Genomic DNA, 16,829 nt, shown 5'->3' with positions numbered 1-16,829 from the left:
CTATTTCTACTTGCCGCACGGTTATCCTGGGGTGCATGACCCCGAGCCCGACGGCCGCACCCGCCGCGCCACCCGCCGCCCCCGCCTCCGGAATGCGCGGCCGCAAGCGCGAGCGGACCCGCCGCGCCATCGCCGACGCCGCGTTCCGCCTCTTCGCGGACGAGGGCTTCGACGCCGTGACGCTCACCCGGATCGCCGCCGCGGCCGACGTCGCCCCGGCCACCGTCTTCACGCACTACGCGTCGAAGGAGGACATCTTCTTCGGCCGCCGGCTGGAGTTCGAGCCGGGCATCGCCGAGGCCGTGCGCGGCGCGACGACCGGCACGGAGCTCGTCGAGCGGCTGCGCCGCGCCTGCACCGAGGCCATCGGCACGATCCTGGCCGCGGACTCACTCGCCCGGACGCGCACGTTCTCCCGCATCCTGCTGGACAGCCCCTCCCTGCGCCGTAGTTACCTCCCGCTGGCCCGCGAGCGCCGCGATCAGCTCCTGGCCGTCCTGCTGGAGCGGGCGGGAGAGCGCGCCGCGGACGCGGACGTACGGGCGGACGTACAGGCAGACGTACAGGCGGACGTACGGGACGAGCTGGAGACGTTCGCGTCCCTGGCCGGCGCGGTGCGGGAGCTGGGCTTCGATGCGCTGCACGCCGCGCTGGCCGCGGGGGAGCCGGCCGGGCGTGTTCGCGAGGCGGCCGTAGCCGCGCTCGATCGCGGCTACGGCCGACTTGCGCGCGCTTATGGCGACGCGCCGTTCCTGGCCGCGGGCTGACGGGGCGGATGGTCAACCGCGAGCCGTATGCGGCTGGTCGCGCCCACGCGGCGGAGCCGCGGATCGACACCGCCCCGCGCCCTTACTCGGCGCTCAGCCAGGGGCTCTCAGCTGGGGGCGCTCAGCGCGTCACCCCCCACACCAGCGACCCTTTCAGCCGTCCCCGCAGTTCCGGGTCGAGGACGGCGTCCGTGCGGTCCACCGCCCGCGCCGTCAGCGTGTGCGGGCGGCCGTCCGCCGGCACGCCGAGTGCGCGCGGGACGACCTCGGTCCGGCCGCGGGCGGTCACGACCTCCAGCCCGTCCACGTACCAGCGCAGGGTGACCGTGGGCGCGGCGAGCCGGACGGTGACGTGCTGGCGGCGCGAGACCGTCCCGTACGGACCGGTCTCGCTGCTCAGCACGCTCGCGTGGCGGTAGAAGCCCGCGATCATCGCCTCGCGCCCCGGAAGGTTGAACTCCCGGCCCAGCGTGCGCATGATCGAGTTCTCAGTGGGGCGGTAGAGGCCCTTGGGGTAGTAGCCACCGCCCTCGTAGGAGCCGATGGTGCCGCCGTCCGGCGAGGTCCGGCCGAGCCAGCGGTACCACTTCTGCCGCTGCTCCACCTGCTGCCCGGCGTTCAGCGTGCTGATGTTGACGTCGCGCGGCTCGGCGCCGGTGTACGTGCCGTACTCGTCGTACTGGTACTCGTCGGCGAGCTTGCCGAGCGAGTGCCCGGTCTCGTGGACGGCCACCTGGTCGGACTTCGGGTGGTCCGACGACGCCGTGGCGACGCCGTCGTAACCGACCTGCGAGACGACGTCGTTGTAGCCGGCGCCGCCGTACTTGGCGGAGTTGGAGAGGACGACGACGAGATCGGCCGCCGGAGCCTTCGCCGCGTACGACTCGACGCGCGCGGTGTCGACGCACAGCAGCCGCTCGATGTCGTCGCAGAAGAAGTACGAGCGCAGGGCCGTGTCCTTCGTGACGCCCTTGGCGGGGTCGTTGGTGATGCCGGACTCGCGCGAAACCGCGTCGACCGCCCACACGTTGAAGAGGTTCTTGTAGGACGCGTACGGCTCGACGGCCGACATCTTGGCCCACTTGGCGCGCAGGGCGGCGTGGAAGTCGCCCTGCTGGCCGGCGGTGTAGCCGTCACCGATGAAGACGACGTCGAGCTTGGAGCCGACCGGGCCGTTGGTGACGACCGGCGTGACGTCGCCGTCGCCCTTCACGGAGGGGCGCAGCGGGCGGGGCAGGGCGGGGGACGCGGGGATGGTGGTGCGGCGGGGCCGGCCGTCGGGGCCGGTGAAGTATTCGACGTTCTGGGTGCGTTGGGACGTGGCGGGTCCGTCCGGGCTCGCGGCTGCGGCCGGCACCGTGGCGGCCAGGGCGGCTGCGAGAGCCAGTCCGCCGGCCGCGAGGGATATTCGTCGTCTCATGGGGGGCCTCCCGGGCTCCGCCGCCACCGGTTCGCGTTAAGTGGCGGGTCAAGTCGCTTTAATGCGCGGCTCAACGTAGGGGCCTGGGAGACGCCCGGCAATGGACGGGACCGGAGTGGGCTTGGACTTCAGGGAGATGCCGGGCTTCGGAGGAGGCCCAGGCTTCGGAGGAGGGCCGGGCCGGGGAACGTCACGCCTCGTCCCGTACGAGCCTCAGCAGCCGGTCCAGTACGGCCCGGCCTCCCGCCCGTACCCCGTCGTGCTCGTACTCGTCCGTGATCCAGGTCCGCAGCCCGCGGATCGCCCGCGCCGTACGCAGTGAGTGCGCGGTGTCGACGTAGAGGTCGTCGTGGTAGATCGCTGCCGCGACCGGCACGGTGTTGCGGGCGAGTTGGCCGGCGTCGTACAGGGGCGTCCAGCCCTTGCGCTCGGCGAGGAGTTCGGCGGTGCGGCGCAGCGGGCGCAGGGCGGGGTGGGTGTGCAGCATCCACGGGTGGACGGTCTCGCCGGTGAAGAGGAAGCGGCCGCCGTCGGCGTCATGCCGGTCGGACTGGTCGGACCGGTCGTGCCGATCGGACCGGTCGGACTGGTCGTGCCGATCGGACCGGTCGGACTGGTCGAACTGCGGGAATTCCGCCCGTACGCGCTCGGCCGCCCAGTGCGTCGCCTCCCCGTCCTGGGCATATATGGCTTCGTGGAGCAGCGCGTAGAGCGGGCAGTGGGCGCGGGAGAGGATCGCCGCGACCTGTTCGCCGAACGCGTCGGAGAGGCGCGGCCCGTCGGCGGTGTCCGCGAAGGCGTCCTCCAGGAGGTAGTGGAGGCGGTGCGAGCCGTCGCCGGTACCGAGGAGGATGCCGAGCTGCTGGAAGGCCTCGACGGTCAGGTGAGTGCCGTCGGTGAGGACTTCCTCGTGCTCGGCGAGGTGGGCGGCGATGCGGCGGGCGGCGGCCTCGTCGCCGGGGTAGCGGTCGTAGTGGGCGAGGGTCTTGCGCTCCATGCGCGGGTAGGCGGCGCGGTAGACGGTGTCCGCGTCGGCGTCGAGGCCGGGGAGGCCGCCGGTGATCAGCACTTCGGCGAGGCCCTCGGGCGCGCGGGAGAGGTAGGTGACCGCGCAGAAGCCGCCGAAGCTCTGCCCGAGCACGGTCCACGGCCGGCCGCCGGTGAGCCGGCGCCGGATGTGCTCGCAGTCGCGGACGATCGCGTCGGCGCGGAAGTGCGCGAGGTAGTCGGCTTGCTGGGCGGGGGTGCCGCGGAGCGGGAGGGTCTGGCGGGTGGCGGGGGTGGAGCGGCCGGTGCCGCGCTGGTCGAGGAGGAGGACGCGGTAGTCCTCCAGGGCGCGGTCGAGCCAGCTCTCGCGGCCCACGGGGCGGCCGGCGGGGAAGCCGGGGCCGCCCTGGAGGTAGACGAGCCAGGGCAGTTCGTCGTGCTCGCGGCGGGCCGCGACGACCTCGCGCGCGTAGACCCGTATGTGCTCGCCGGTGGGGTCGTCGTGGTCGAGCGGCACGTCGAAGTGGTGGTCGGTGAGGACCAGGCCGGGCTGGCGGTGCCGGCCGGTGACCGACGGTGCGGCGCCGAGCGCCCCTCCGCGCCTCTGTGCGCCCCCTGCGAGATCCTGCCCGGCGCGGGCATCCGGCATGGTTCCATCCTCACGTCGTCACGTAGTACCTGACATGCACGGCAAAGCGCATGACGCAATGCACGGCGAAACAACGCACTGCGAAGTGCACCGCGAAACGCACGGCGTAACCTACCGAGGGGCAGCAGTGGCCGAGAACAGCACCCACGGCATACGGGCGGACGGGCCCGCCGAGATCGGCCGGCGCGTGCTGCGGCTGCGGACGGCCAAGGGCCTCACCCAGCGCCAGCTGGCCGAGCCCGCCTACACCGCCGCCTACATCTCCACCCTGGAGGCCGGCCGCGTGCGCCCCTCCGAGACAGCCCTGCGCCACCTCGCCGACCGCCTGGGCACCACCGTGGACGAACTCGCCACCGGCCGCCCCGCCCACCTGGCGACCCGGCTGCGGATGCGGCTCACCGACGCCCGCCGCACCCTGGCCACCGGCGCCGCCGAGGACGCCGCCGTCCGCTACGCGGCGCTGCGCGACGAGGCGGCGCGCGCGGAGCTCACCGCCGAGCAGGCCGCCGCCCACCTCGGGCTCGGCGACTGCGCCCTGGAGACGGGCGATCTGACCGAGGCCCGGGACCACTACGCCGCCGCCGAGGCCCTGCTCGCCGAGGAACCGCTACCGCGCCGCGTGCCCGCGCTGCGCGGGCGCGCCACGGCCCACCTACTGGCGGGAGAACTGCGCTACGCCTGCTACCTGCTGGAGACCGCGCTGGACGAGCTGAACGCCTCCGGCCTGCACGACCCCGACGCGCTGCTGCTCCTCTACACGGCGTCCATCGCCCCGTACATGGACATGGGGGCGCACGCCCGTGCCGCGCACGCCGCCGAGCTGGCCCTGGCGCTGGCGCCCCAGGTGGACGACCCGGCGCTCGTCGCCGGCATGCACCGCGGCGTGGCCCGCACGCTGATCGCCGAGGGCCGGATCGCGGAGGCCGACGCCTCCCTCGCCAAGGCCCAGGAGCTCTACCAGCAGCTGCACATCCGCACCGAGCTCGCGCACTGCCACTGGATGCGCGGCTACGTCCGCGCGCAGAACGGCGACCTGGAGGGCGCCGAGAGCGAGCTGCGGACGGCGCGCGACATGCTGGCGTCGAAGCGGGCGCCGCTGTTCACCGTGCAGGTGGAGGTGGAGCTGGCCGACGTGCTGCGGCGGCGCGGCAAGGCGGCCGAGGCGGAGGGGCTGCTGAGCCCGCTGCTGGCGCCGTCGGCCGCGGAGTCGGCGCTCGGCGCCGAGCGCGGCGCGGTCCACGCGGGCGGCGCGCACCGGCTGCTGGGGCTGATCGCGGAGGAGCGAGGTCTCACCGAGACGGCGGAGGAGCACTACTGCGCGGCGCTGTCGCTGCTGGAGCGGACGGGGGCCGCGGGAGACCTGGCGGACCTGTGCCGGCTGCTGGGGGACCTGCTGCGGCGGACGGGGCGGGTCGAGGCGGCGCTGGACGCGTACCGCACGGGCCTCGGCCACCGGGCCGCGCCGGGAACGACGACGCTGGGACCGGCACCGGCGGCGCCGCCGATGTGACGACGGCGCCGCACGGCTCCGGGCCCCTGTGAACAAAGGCATTCCCCCGGCCGCGGGCCGCCCGATGCTCCAGAGTCGCAGTTCTGGAGTGATCGCCCATGGTGGCGTCTTCGCAGGTCAAGCGGGCGCGGAAACCTTCGCTCTCCCAAGAGGGCATGGAGAAGAACGATGTAGCAGGGTTCACGGTCGGGGGTGGTGGGAATTCCCCCGTCCCTACCGGGGCCATGCAGACACGCACGGCGGCATCTACACAGGTCAAGCGCCCCGGGCAATCTCCGCTCCCCACAAGGAGCGTGGAGAGCAATGGAACTGCACGAACCGAGTTCGCCGAGACCCTACGCGGGGTCCGGTGCGTCCGCCTGTCGGTGCGGACAGATGAGACGACCAGCCCCGAGCGGCAGCGCGAAGCCGACGATATAGCGGCGACAGCCCTCGGGATCGACTTCGGTGAGGGCGACGAACTGAGGGAAGCCGTCGACCTGGACGTGTCCGCGTCCAAGATCGGGCCCTTTGACCGTCCGCAGCTCGGCGGGTGGCTCGCCCGGCCGGACGACTACGAGGCCCTGGTGTGGTGGCGCTTCGACCGCGCCATCCGGTCCATGGGCGACATGCACGAGCTTGCGAAGTGGGCTCGTGAACACCGCAAGATGCTCGTCTTCGCCGAGGGGATCGGCGGAGGCCGTCTCGTCTTCGACTTCCGCAACCCCATAGACCCCACCAGCGAACTCATGATGCTGATGCTGGCCTTTGCGGCGCAGGTGGAGTCGCAGAGCGTCAGCGACCGGGTGAGCGGGGCGCAGTCCGCCATGCGGCGCATGACGCTTCGGTGGCGTGGGGGTCAGCCCCCGTACGGCTACCTCCCCGCCCCCATGCCAAAGGAACACGGCGGAGTCGGCTGGACACTCGTTCCCGACCCCGAGGCCGTGAAGGTCATTGAGCGGATCATTGCGTGGTTGATCTCCGGCCTGACGACGCACGCCATCGCGCAGAAGCTCAATGCCGAGGGCGTTCTGTCACCATCCGCGCACTGGAAGGCGTACCAGGCGAGGAAGAAGAGCACCACCGATACCGAGCCCGGTGAGCAGAAGAAGAGGCCCGCACAGTGGCGCGCATCCACCATCACGAGGATGCTGGCCTGCCCCGCGATCATGGGATGGAAGATGCACAAGGGCAACCCGGTCCGCGACGACCAGGGCGCGCCCGTCATGGCTACCGAAACCCCGGTCCTCACTCGTGAGGAGTTCGACCAAGTGGGCATGCTCCTGGCGCCGAAGCCCACAGCGGAGAAGGCACCGCGACGCAAGGACTCTTCAGCACTGCTGCTGCGGGTCATCCACTGCGCAGGGTGCGGCAGCCGCATGTATTGCAAGCAGGGCTACTACAGCTGCTCGTCATACAAGTACGGCACACATTGCTCTGCGCCGTGTGTCATCCGTGCGGACTGGGTGAACGAGTACGTCACCACTGAGTTCCTGCGCACTGCGGGCCCGATACAGCTCACGCACGTCACGGAGGTACCCGGCTACGACCCTGCACCGGAAATCGCGGCAACAGTGGCGGAGATGGAGGAACACGACGAACAGAAGGCCCGCCGGAAGTCCAAGGCAGGCATGGCTGCTTGGCAGAAGCGCGCAGACGCCTTGGAAAGCCGCCTCATCGAACTGGAAGCACGAGAGAAGACCGAGCCCCGGCGAGTCGTCACCCCCACGGGGCGCACCTTCGCCGATGAATGGCACTCCGCCGACATCGCGGACAGGCGCGCCATGCTCGTTGACGCCGGAGCCCGCCTGGACATCAAGCGTGGAGTCAAGGGCGGATGGCGCACACTCGACGTGCGGCGCGTGGAATTCACGATCACAGGAGACCTGGATCCGGCGATTGAGGAGAACGTCAGGGCCGCAGACGACGCTGCGACAGAGGACCGACCTGAGACCGAACCGACGCCGGAGGCTCGGATCCGCCTCGCACAGCCTGCCGTTGCGGCAGCCGCGTAGCAGCCCTCTACGGCTCTGACACTTGCCCCGGCTGAGGCTTCTGCCACCCGGAGCCTTCCATGCTCGCACGTAGGCGTAAACGGCTTCCTCGGCGCTCTCTCAGCTCCCGGTACGGGCCGGGCGCCCTACAGCGGGCCGAGCGGTGTTGGAGTGACGGTTTACACCACTTTTTTAGAAACACATAAAAAAACTAAGAAGAAGAGAGCTGGTCGCCTTAAGCGGCACTGCGCCACCAGAGGCCATCGGTAAGCCTTGCTTCATGTAGATGTCGGGAGAGAGACCAGCGTCCCTGGTCACCGTGCACGGGCGGGCAAGGCTTGTTCCCTACTACTTACGAGAAGGGGAGCTGCTGCAACTGCCTCGCAGCGGACGGCGGGCAAGGCTTGCTCCCTACTACTTCCGAGAGAGGGATTACCGCGCACCCACCCCAAGGGGGAACCTTTGGCGGTCTGAGTGCCCGACTCTCTGAACAGCGTTGCCCGTGCACCACGCGCCCCTGCGTTACTCGGGGGTGGCCGCAGGGGTCGTGAGGCGACGCGCGGGGGCCGTACCGCCCACAAGTAACCGCCCCTTGACCGGGGGCGCCACGGGGGTGCAAGCGGTGCGGTCCCCACGTTGTCCGGACCGGCCCCGAGCTTAGATCGGGTATCAGCGAGTCACGAAATAGCTTGCGATGCTTGTTAGCGAGCCCGCAAAGGTGACCACACCGACCGCCTTGGTTGGGAACCTGTAAAAGATGAGTTCAAAGCTCCGCGTCCGAACTACAAAGACAGGGGCGAGTGCGGCACGGGCAGGCGAAGAGTCTTTGTCTGCGGGCATAGCTGTACTCCATGGGTGTCAGAGGGAGATTCGCGGACGCTTTAGCACTGTCCGCAGTGCCCACCAAGCTAGCCCCCGTCTCAGAGCGAAACAGCACTCCGTGCGGGGTTGTCTGCGGATCGTGATTTTCCGCTGTCCAGGATCACAACCCTCAAATTTTGCTCAGATGTATTGACCGGCCCCGAGCCGGCGAGGACGTGCAAGCCCCGCTGACCCAACGGTGAGAGGTGCGCGGTACCGGCCCCGCTCGGGGATATCGGCCGCAGAGTTCCCCGGTTCGACTCCGGGGGTGGGCAAGCAGTACCACCAGCCCGCCTAGCCCAACGGCAAGAGGCGCAGCGCCTAGACCGCTGATGTTCCCGGTTCGAGTCCGGGGGCGGGCACGCAACGACAAGACCATAGAGGGGGCGCCATGCGCTGTATCGACTGCTCGGAGCCCGGGACGCACCGGGGCCGCTGCGAGACGCACCACCAGGCGCACGAGGACCGTCCTGCGGTTCGTGCTCGACGCTCACGGGGCCGGCGGCGTGCTGTCCGGTATGACGGCGCTGCGAGGCTCCGCCGACGGATCCAGGCGAAGGGGGCCGCATGGTGCGACTGGTGCTTGGGTGACTTCCCCGCGGACCTGGTCAACGTGGACCACGTGAGGCCCCTGGCGATGGGTGGGGAGGACACGGACGGGAACGTTCAGGTCCTGTGTCGCCCGTGCCACGGGCTCAAGACGGCGACGGAGTTCGGGGTGGCCTAGGACCGTAGGAGGGACACTGCAGGGAGTTGACCGTGCACACGTAGATAGACGTCGTCATTTGCAACGGTGCCGTCGAGTTCAAATGTGTCAGTTACGTTACCTACGCGGGGTACTTCAGCTGCCGCGCTGGCGGGAAAGGCGAGGAGGACAAGGAGTGCGGCGCTCCCGAGAATGACAGCTGCGATGCGATGCATTAACTCACCTTTGCTACAGGTCTCGTGGAGGTTGAGCGGTGCCGCTCGGTGTCGCCGACGAACTTTCCATTCTCGTGCCGGGTAAACGTCGCGTAGTCCGATAGAGTGACAAAGGCCGCCTTCCGCCCCCTTGTTCGGAGGTGCCCCCCATGCCCAGACGACCCCGCCCCCCTTGCAGTACCCCCGGGCGCCCTGAGCTGACCCGGGCCGGTGGGCGTTGTGAGCGGCACCAGCGTGAGTCCGAGCGGGATCGTGCCTCGCGTGGTGGTGCCGTCTATGACACACGTTGGCAGCGTCGCCGGCGGGCCTACCTTTATGCCCACCCGTGGTGCGTGCTGTGCGGTCGTGCGGCGAACGTCGCGGATCACTTCCCTCTGAGTCGACGGGAGTTGCTTACTCGGGGCGAGTCGGATCCTGATGCGGCGAAGCACCTGCGTCCGCTGTGCGTCGGGTGCCACAACGGGGAGACGGCTCGCCGACAACCGGGTGGATGGGCTGCTGAGGCTCGATCACGGCGTGAGGCCGAGCGTCCGCTGTTCTGACCAGGGAGGTACTCCCTCCCTCCTCCCGCGCCGAGCGGCAGGGAGGGGGATTTCTCGCATGGCTCATTTGAGCCTTTCTGCGGGTCATGCAACCACTGAAAACAATCTGCGCTCATGCGGCGGTTGGTCACGGACGCCCTCTGAAGGAGAAAACAGATGACTCTTACCCTTGCCGAATCCGCGAAGCTCTCTACCGACATGCTTCAGCGCGGCGTGATTGAAACGTTCGTACAGGAGTCCCCCATTCTGGACAGGCTGCCGCCGATACAGATCGAGGGAAATGCTTACAGGTACAACGAAGAGTCGACTCTTCCCGGGGTTTCCTTCGGGCCGTGAATGAGGCCTACCCCGAGAGCACAGGAACGCTGGACCAGCGGATCGAGACCCTTGCCATCCTCGGTGGTGACGCGGACGTGGACAAGTTCATCGTCCAGACCCGCAGCAACCTCAACGACCAGCGGGCCGTCCAGACGATGCTTAAGGTCAAGGCTGCATCGGTGCACTTCGCCGACCAGTTCTTCAACGGTGACGTGGAGGTCAACCCGAAGGGCTTTGACGGCCTGCGCAAGCGAGTGTTCGGCGCGCAGGTCCTGGACGCCAAGGGCGTTGGCCCGGTGGCCAACGGCCATGACTTCTTTGACACTCTGGACGCGCTGACCGCGCAGGTACGGGGCATCAGTGGCGCCAACGGTGCGCTCTACATGAACGCCGCTCTCCGGGCAAAGGTCGAGTCCGGGTTTCGCCGGCTGGGTGGCGGGGAGCTCTTGCGGGAGGAAATCGCGGGCAAGCGCACCACTACGTGGAAGGGCGTGCCGCTCCTGGACGCCGGGCAGAAGTTGGACGGAGCCGACGTCCTGCCGCTCACCGCAGGTACAGGCGGGAAGCAGACCGGCGACATTTACGCGGTCCGCTTCGGCTCCACGGAGGCCGACGCCGGGGTATCCGGGCTGACCAACGGCGGAGTCCAGGCCACCGACCTTGGCGAGTCCCACGACAAGCCTGTCTACCGCACGCGCATTGACTTCTACTGCGGCCTCGCCCTCTTCGGGGGTAAGGCCGCCGCCCGCCTGACCAACGTCCTGGTCGGCTGACGAACCACAAAGCCCCCGCGCTTGTTCATCCCGGATAGGGATGACGAGCACGGGGGCTTTTCTTTGTGTCGGGATCGCGAGCTAGGGCTTCACGTCCTCGGCGAGCGGTTGTACTCGGCCATCGTGACCTTTGATGTGGATGCGTCTTTGAAGACCAGTTCCCAGGGGCCGGTATTCACGTCAAAGTCCTTGCCGAATCCGACCCACTTTCCGGTCATCTTTCGGCCCGTAGGCTCGACAAGAAGCTGTACGGCTCCGTGGTAGGCGGCACCGGCGTAGTAGCCGTCCTGTGCCGTTTCCTCGCGCCACGTACCCGTGACCACGTTCCCTTCGACAGTCAGGTCCAGGGTGAGCGGGGAGTTCGGGTTCGAGGAACCCTCGGGCAGTGAGCGGGCCGTTAGCTTGTTCCCGTGCTGGAGTACCACGACATAGTGTTCCCCGGTGAAGTCGGCTTCCCTTCCTGATGAGTGGTACTCGTATCGGGACAGCCAGATGCCCGACAGGGTGCCGTGATCGTTGTGCTTGGCCATGGGGACAGCACCTCCTAGGGCTGTTGCGGCTCGGGACTCCACGGTCTTCGGCTCGGATCTCGCAGAACGCTCGACCGTCGGCTCGTCTTTCGTGTGCGCGACCGGGACTGGTATGGCGAACCCCAAAGCTTCGATCGGTAGCCCCGTAACGCGCTCAAGTGCTCTGGCGTAGACAGGGCGTGGATTGAGCACGTTCCCTGACTCCCATCGCTGCACGTTGCGCTTGGCGCAGTCGTTCGGCTCGCCCGCTTCCTTCCCCGCCTGGCGTATGGCGAGGGCGAGATCATCCTGGGACATGCGCAGGCTGATCCGGACGGCGCGAAGGATCGTGTTGGGTTCGGCCACATCTTCGACAGTAGGGCGTCGGGCGACAGTTGGGCACGGCTTTTGACCAACGAATGACGCCGCAATGACGCCTTGACGGTCGCCGCGCCGCTCAGAGGCACGCCGGTACACCAGTGGCGCTGGCAGGCAGCCGTCGAAGGGATGAGCCCGAATGAGTACACGTGCCGTGATCCGACAAGTGGACTGGACCGTCCATCGCGATGAGGAGCCCGACGCGAAACCCCGCACCTACGCCCGGGAGTGCGATGTGTGCGGTGAAGGCTCCACGAGGACCGCCGACCCGGATGCCGCCGCCGAGTGGATTTTGGGTCACGTGCGGACCAATCCGTCCCACAACTCGTACACGGAGATCATCAAGCGCCCGTGGCGGGCGTGGATGGGCTAGGTCGCCGTCTGTCGCGGTCCTCGCACCGCACCCCGTACGGCGGGGAAGCAGCCACTTCCCCGCCGGCTGTTCACCCCGGACCTCGCATCGAAGGAAGGCCGCTCATGGGCGATTCCAGGTTACTGAAGTTCACCTGGCTGGAGGTGACGGGATTCTGTAACGAGTCCTGTGACCACTGCTACGCCGACTCGGGCCCCAAGGGCACGCACGGAACCATGACCGTTCCGGACTGGAAGCACGTCATCGACCAGTTGGCAGACATGGGTACCCCTGACGTGCAGTTCATCGGTGGCGAACCGACCCTGTACCCGCACCTGCCCGAGCTGATCATGTACGCCCACGGCGCCGGGCTCTCCATCGAGGTGTTCTCGAACATGACCTACATCCGTAACGGATTGTGGGAGGTGTTCAAGGAGTGCAGCGTCAGGCTCGCCACGTCGTACTACTCCGACAACGCAGCGGAGCACGACGGAGTGACACGGCTCCGAGGCTCGCACCGGAAGACCCGGGCCAACATCCAAAGGGCGGTGGATCTCGGCATCCCTATTCGCGGGGGCATCGTCGCCGTAAGCGCGGACCAGCGCGTCGGCGCAGCAGCCGCCGACCTGCAGACGATCGGGGTCGGGCACGTCGGCGGTGACCGGACACGGGCGTTCGGGCGGGCCGGCAAGGGAGCCGACCCGACGGTCAACGACCTGTGCGGACACTGCGCGCTCGGGCAGGTCGCCATCGGCCCCGAGGGGAACGTGTGGCCGTGCGTACTGGGACGGTTCATCACTCTGGGGAACGTCCGCGAAACCCCGCTCGCGGACATCTGGAACAGCACACGCACGGTGGAGGCTCGCGCCGAAATCGCAGCAGCCCACGGACTGAAGCCCGCCGGGCGTTGCACCCCGCCCCAGTTCCTCCCGAGCTGCGGACCGTGCGGGCCCTGTGTCCCCACTGTGGGGCACTGCGACCCGAAGGCAGCGGACATCCCGCCGGCCACGGCTACGATCGGCGCGTCCGCGTAGAACGCCTCAGGAGCGCTGCCCATGGATGATCACGGAGACGACTTCGGCGGATGGCCGGCGGAGAACCACCACCCCGCTGCTGTCCAGCGGACCGAGGAAGAGTGGGCGCAGATCGCCCGGTACCTGCGGCACGCGGCGAACAAGATCGGCCCGCCCCTCCCGGTATGCCTTCCCGGGGAGCCGCAGGAATGCGGGCGCAGCGCTCAACAGCACGTGCTGGCCTGGGCTGCAGCACTCAAAGCCGCAGCTCACCACATCATCGAACAGTCTGCCCCGACACCCGACCACGCAGCCCACGCTGCGGGGCCGATGTACCAGCGGGAGCTAGCGGAGTTGCGCGCACAGCATGGAGCGCAGCGCGCAACCGCATAGCGCGGCGCATGCGATGAACGAGAAAGGCCCTTGCTCGACGGCGGGGGCCTTTCTTCACTCAAGTCACTGTGACCGGTGCTGCTGATCGCTGCTGCCATCACCCAGTGTGTCTGCACCCTGCGTCGCGCTCCTCACGCGGCTGCCTTTACCCCACTCAGTCTCGACAATCCCCCGCTCCCGAAGCACCCGAACAGCACGGCGGGCGGTCTCGCGTGCCACGCCATGCGTCTTGCACAGATCCGCTTCAGAGGGGATGGGGTCACCGGGGCCGTACTTCCCCGACTCGATATCCGCCAAGAGCACGGCGAGCACCCGCATGTACGGGGCGCGTGGGGCATGGGGATCACTCGGACGCTCGGGCATGAAGAGAGCGTAGACACCCGGCCGGATACAGAGCATTTTAGACATGCAGTCGAGTTAGACGTGTAGACAGGTTAGACAGGTCGGGTCTAGCGTCAGCGGCGCACAACAAAAGCGCCCCGACAGACCGATTAGGCCCGGTCCATCGGGGCTTAGCCGAACAGCTTTCGAGGAGCTGAACGACCATGCGCGATGCTATCGCCCGTGCCCTGAAGTGGGCACTCCGCCTCTTAGTCCCCGCCGGCACCCGCTCACAAATCCGCCGCACCGTAGCCCCGCCGCCCGGACGTCACAGCGCCCGATACCGCGGCCCCGTCCAGCCCGCTGTCAGCCCGTGGGACAGGCCGTGGACGACACCCACCCCGGAGCACGTGATTGAGCGCCTGATGCCGCTGAATGGCGAAGAGGTGGCATTAGCCCGCCCCTACGTCCTCGCCGAGACGACTCTCCAACTGCGGGCCGTACAGCACGAGCGGCGCACGGCGCTCAGCCTCGCACTCGACAGCATCGACCACCCGTACACGTACCCCGGCGCGCCCTTCCCTGCGTCGGCGTGGATGGCCGGGGGTGCGGCATGAGCATCGTCGACGCCTTCCCGCCCATCTCCGCCGCACCGGACGCCGAGTGCTGCAACTGCGGCACGCGCACCAGCGCACCCGTCGTCGTCCGCCACCTCATCACGGGCAGCGGACACGGAGTCACCCTGTACGCCTGCCCGCCGTGCGCGCCGACGCTCACGCCCGGCCCGCACCCGGACGACGTGGTGCGCACCCTCCTCAAGTAATCCCCCGCCCCGCCCGGATCTCTCCGGGCGGGGCAGTTCGGCCACTCAGAAGTTCCCCTTCCGAGCATCGGGGCCGCCGCTTGTGGGGGATGCGGCGGTCCGCGGCCGTGTGCCGCAGCACCTCACTGCCGGTAGGTCAGTCCCGGCATGCTGCAGTACGAACAGCACTCTGCCGTCCGCGCGCCCCGTACGGAATCCGCCGCGGGTCCCGGCTCGCCCCCGCCGATCGGAGGGGGTACCACCGCCGATCGGGGGGACCGGCGGGAAGACGGCCGGGGCGATCGGGCGGAGCGCCACGCTCCGTTTTGGGCGGTGGTTGTCGGACCGGTACGGCAGTCTGGGGGCACGTGACCGGAACCGGACCCCCCTGAACAGGGTCTAGCCGGTCGTGAGCGCACAGAGCAGCGGCAGCGGTAGGCGTGGAAGAGGTAACGGCAGGTGATCCGTGTTGCGGTGGTGGACGACGAGCAGCTCGTCCGGTCCGGGCTGCGGATGATCCTGGGCACGGCCCCGGACATCGAGGTGGTCGCCGACTGCGGCGGCGGCGAGGCCGTCGCGACCGTGCGCGACTGCGCCCCCGATGTCGTCCTGCTGGACATCCGGATGCCGGACGTCGACGGGCTGACCGTCCTGCGCGCGCTGCGCGACGCCCCGCGCCCGCCCGCGGTCGCCATGCTCACGACCTTCGACGCCAACGAGTACCTGGCGGCGGCCCTGCGCGGCGGCGCGACCGGCTTCCTCCTCAAGGACACCGACCCGGAGCAGCTCGTCCAGGCCGTGCGAACCCTCGCGGCGGGCGGCAGCGTCCTCGACCCCGGCGTGACCCGCGCGGTGATCGGCGGCTACCTCGCGTCCGAGGCGGAGACCACGGCCGCCGAGGCGGTGTCGGTGCTCACCCCGCGCGAGCGGGAGGTGCTCGCGCACCTCGGCGCCGGGCTGCCCAACCCGCAGATCGCCGAGCGGATGGGGCTCGCGCCCAGCACGGTCAAGGACCACGTCCGCGCGGTGCTCGGCAAGCTCGGCGGGCTCAACCGCGTCCAGGCCGCGATCGTCGCCGACCGGGCGGGGCTCGTCACGGCGCAGGGCAAGCAGCGGCCGCAGGGCGAAGGGGCGGACGCGGGCGCGGCCGGCGAGGGCGGCGCTCCGTGACGGCCGCCGCGAGCCTGCGCCTGATCCCCTCGCGTGTGCGCACCGCCCTCCCGATCGCCGTCCCCGCGCTGATAGCGGCCGTGGACGCCCTGCTGGTCAACGGGCCGAAGCCCGGCCTGGACCTCGGGGTGTCGCTCGCGGCAGCGGCCGCGCTGCTGTGGCGCCGGCGCTTCCCGCTCACCGTCTTCGCGGTGACGCTGCCCGGCATCTACATCGGCTACATCTGGTTCGCCCCGATGATCGCGCTGTACACGGTGGCGACCCTGCGCACCGACCGGCGGCTGCTCGCGGGGGCGGCCGCGCTGCTCGCCGCCGCGCACTTCCTGCCGTACCCGATCTCCCACCTCTCCTTCGCCGACCGGCGCGACGTGGCCCTCCAGTTCGTCGACGCGTGCGTCACTGCCGCCACGCCCGTCGCGCTCGGCCTGCTCACCCGCACCCGGCGCGAGCTCGGCGCCCGGCTGGACGAGCTGACGCGCAGCCGGGCCCGCGAGGACCGGCTGCTCGCCGACCAGGTGCTGGCCACCGAGCGCGCCCGGCTCGCCCGCGAGATGCACGACGTCGTCGCCCACCAGGTCAGCCTGATCAGCCTGCAGGCGGGCGCCGTGCAGATCAGCACGGGCGACGAGCAGGCGCGCGAAGGGGCCCGCAGGATCCGCGAGCTGTCGGTGCGCACGCTGGAGGAGCTGCGGCACATGGTCGGCATCCTACGCGCCGCCGGGGCCGACACCGAGGAGCTCACGCCGCAGCCGCGCCTCGCGGACCTGCCCCGGCTGATCGAGCTGAGCGCGCTCGACGTGACGTACGAGAACGCGTGCGACCCGGAGGCCGCGCGCTCCGAGGCCGTCGAGCGCGCGGCGTTCCGCACGGTGCAGGAAGCGCTGACCAACGCCCGCAAGCACGCGCCCGGTGCGCGGGTACGGGTGCGGCTGGCGGAGGACGCCGCGGAGACGCTGCTGGTGGAGATCCGCAACGGACCGCCGGACGCGGCCGTACCGGCACCGGGGCTGCCCGGCGGCGGGCACGGACTGGTGGGACTGCGCGAGCGGGCGCAGAGCCTGGGCGGAACTCTTGAGGCGCACGCGACGCGGGAGGGCGGCTTCGTCGTACGGGCCGGGTTCCCGCGCGAGGGCTGAGAAGGAGCGGGCTGAGAAGGAGACGGCTGAGAAG

At 69.6% G+C, this 16,829-nt stretch carries 15 protein-coding genes and 1 tRNA gene; 12 read left to right on the top strand and 4 right to left on the bottom strand.

The annotated features are described in order from the left end of the window. The first annotated feature begins 35 nt into the window (after positions 1-35). The gene (locus IF61_RS36645) at positions 36-767 is read left to right on the top strand and encodes a TetR/AcrR family transcriptional regulator (RefSeq protein ID WP_052393078.1); all 732 of its coding nucleotides are present in this window, start codon (positions 36-38) and stop codon (positions 765-767) included. 121 nt (positions 768-888) lie between these two features. Here the strand turns inward: IF61_RS36645 and IF61_RS0126850 are convergent, their stop codons facing one another. Together IF61_RS0126850 and IF61_RS0126845 are read right to left on the bottom strand one after the other, a co-directional pair. Next, entirely contained in the window at positions 889-2,187 is a 1,299-nt protein-coding gene (locus IF61_RS0126850; protein WP_030369107.1) for a M64 family metallopeptidase, read from the bottom strand. Positions 2,188-2,377: 190 nt separating this feature from the next. Then, entirely contained in the window at positions 2,378-3,823 is a 1,446-nt protein-coding gene (locus IF61_RS0126845; protein ID WP_078660522.1) for an alpha/beta fold hydrolase, read from the bottom strand. A 127-nt stretch (positions 3,824-3,950) separates the two neighbouring features. Here IF61_RS0126845 and IF61_RS0126840 point away from each other — a divergent pair, with 127 nt between their 5' ends. The 5 genes from IF61_RS0126840 (at position 3,951) to IF61_RS32775 (ending at position 10,721) form a co-directional block, all read left to right on the top strand. Continuing rightward, positions 3,951-5,333, top strand: coding sequence for a helix-turn-helix domain-containing protein (locus IF61_RS0126840; RefSeq protein ID WP_030369105.1), 1,383 nt, complete (start codon positions 3,951-3,953; stop codon positions 5,331-5,333). Between the two features lie 293 nt (positions 5,334-5,626). After that, a complete protein-coding gene (locus tag IF61_RS0126835; protein ID WP_043190874.1) occupies positions 5,627-7,327 on the top strand; it encodes a recombinase family protein in 1,701 nt (566 codons plus the stop codon). A gap of 1,128 nt (positions 7,328-8,455) precedes the next feature. Then, positions 8,456-8,529: transfer RNA gene (locus tag IF61_RS0126830), tRNA-Leu, on the top strand. Positions 8,530-8,558: 29 nt separating this feature from the next. Continuing rightward, positions 8,559-8,894 (top strand): HNH endonuclease, encoded by a 336-nt coding sequence (locus IF61_RS0126825; protein ID WP_030369103.1) that lies wholly within the window; start codon positions 8,559-8,561, stop codon positions 8,892-8,894. A 1,068-nt stretch (positions 8,895-9,962) separates the two neighbouring features. Then, entirely contained in the window at positions 9,963-10,721 is a 759-nt protein-coding gene (locus IF61_RS32775; protein WP_245684635.1) for a major capsid protein, read from the top strand. A gap of 89 nt (positions 10,722-10,810) precedes the next feature. Here the strand turns inward: IF61_RS32775 and IF61_RS0126815 are convergent, their stop codons facing one another. Continuing rightward, positions 10,811-11,548, bottom strand: a complete 738-nt coding sequence (locus tag IF61_RS0126815; protein WP_052393084.1) for a hypothetical protein — start codon at positions 11,546-11,548, stop codon at positions 10,811-10,813. Positions 11,549-11,747: 199 nt separating this feature from the next. On the opposite strand from IF61_RS0126815, the gene IF61_RS0126810 reads away from it, so the two are divergent. Both IF61_RS0126810 and IF61_RS0126805 read left to right on the top strand, forming a co-directional pair. Continuing rightward, positions 11,748-11,981 (top strand): DUF7848 domain-containing protein, encoded by a 234-nt coding sequence (locus tag IF61_RS0126810; RefSeq protein ID WP_030369101.1) that lies wholly within the window; start codon positions 11,748-11,750, stop codon positions 11,979-11,981. Between the two features lie 104 nt (positions 11,982-12,085). Further along, on the top strand, positions 12,086-12,994 hold the full coding sequence (locus IF61_RS0126805) for a radical SAM/SPASM domain-containing protein (RefSeq protein ID WP_078660519.1): 909 nt from the start codon (positions 12,086-12,088) through the stop codon (positions 12,992-12,994). Positions 12,995-13,429: 435 nt separating this feature from the next. Here the strand turns inward: IF61_RS0126805 and IF61_RS34680 are convergent, their stop codons facing one another. Beyond that, the gene (locus IF61_RS34680; RefSeq protein WP_245684639.1) at positions 13,430-13,684 is read right to left on the bottom strand and encodes a GntR family transcriptional regulator; all 255 of its coding nucleotides are present in this window, start codon (positions 13,682-13,684) and stop codon (positions 13,430-13,432) included. Between the two features lie 449 nt (positions 13,685-14,133). On the opposite strand from IF61_RS34680, the gene IF61_RS37260 reads away from it, so the two are divergent. From IF61_RS37260 to IF61_RS0126780, 4 genes are all read left to right on the top strand, one after another. After that, positions 14,134-14,304, top strand: a complete 171-nt coding sequence (locus IF61_RS37260; protein ID WP_245684633.1) for a hypothetical protein — start codon at positions 14,134-14,136, stop codon at positions 14,302-14,304. Next, on the top strand, positions 14,301-14,510 hold the full coding sequence (locus tag IF61_RS0126790; protein WP_030369097.1) for a hypothetical protein: 210 nt from the start codon (positions 14,301-14,303) through the stop codon (positions 14,508-14,510). Before IF61_RS37260 ends, IF61_RS0126790 begins: the two co-directional genes overlap by 4 nt. Before the next feature lie 438 nt (positions 14,511-14,948). Continuing rightward, positions 14,949-15,659, top strand: a complete 711-nt coding sequence (locus IF61_RS0126785; protein WP_052393077.1) for a response regulator — start codon at positions 14,949-14,951, stop codon at positions 15,657-15,659. Continuing rightward, positions 15,656-16,795, top strand: coding sequence for a sensor histidine kinase (locus IF61_RS0126780; RefSeq protein ID WP_245684632.1), 1,140 nt, complete (start codon positions 15,656-15,658; stop codon positions 16,793-16,795). Before IF61_RS0126785 ends, IF61_RS0126780 begins: the two co-directional genes overlap by 4 nt. Positions 16,796-16,829: the final 34 nt, after the last annotated feature.

It is taken from the genome of Streptomyces roseoverticillatus (genome assembly GCF_000719265.1).
Taxonomy (GTDB): Bacteria; Actinomycetota; Actinomycetes; order Streptomycetales; family Streptomycetaceae; genus Streptomyces; species Streptomyces roseoverticillatus.
The sequence above is the reverse complement of the archived record's forward strand: the minus strand, read 5'-3'. Positions and strand labels throughout refer to the sequence as shown.

Excerpts from the sequence above, each read along its gene's own strand:
- IF61_RS36645 (WP_052393078.1), top strand. The coding sequence starts at position 36 with ATGACCCCGAGCCCGACGGCCGCACCCGCCGCGCCACCCGCCGCCCCC.
- IF61_RS0126850 (WP_030369107.1), bottom strand. The coding sequence starts at position 2,187 with ATGAGACGACGAATATCCCTCGCGGCCGGCGGACTGGCTCTCGCAGCC.
- IF61_RS0126845 (WP_078660522.1), bottom strand. The coding sequence starts at position 3,823 with ATGCCGGATGCCCGCGCCGGGCAGGATCTCGCAGGGGGCGCACAGAGG.
- IF61_RS0126825 (WP_030369103.1), top strand. The coding sequence starts at position 8,559 with ATGCGCTGTATCGACTGCTCGGAGCCCGGGACGCACCGGGGCCGCTGC.
- IF61_RS0126815 (WP_052393084.1), bottom strand. The coding sequence starts at position 11,548 with ATGTCCCAGGATGATCTCGCCCTCGCCATACGCCAGGCGGGGAAGGAA.
- IF61_RS0126810 (WP_030369101.1), top strand. The coding sequence starts at position 11,748 with ATGAGTACACGTGCCGTGATCCGACAAGTGGACTGGACCGTCCATCGC.
- IF61_RS0126805 (WP_078660519.1), top strand. The coding sequence starts at position 12,086 with ATGGGCGATTCCAGGTTACTGAAGTTCACCTGGCTGGAGGTGACGGGA.
- IF61_RS34680 (WP_245684639.1), bottom strand. The coding sequence starts at position 13,684 with ATGCGGGTGCTCGCCGTGCTCTTGGCGGATATCGAGTCGGGGAAGTAC.
- IF61_RS0126790 (WP_030369097.1), top strand. The coding sequence starts at position 14,301 with ATGAGCATCGTCGACGCCTTCCCGCCCATCTCCGCCGCACCGGACGCC.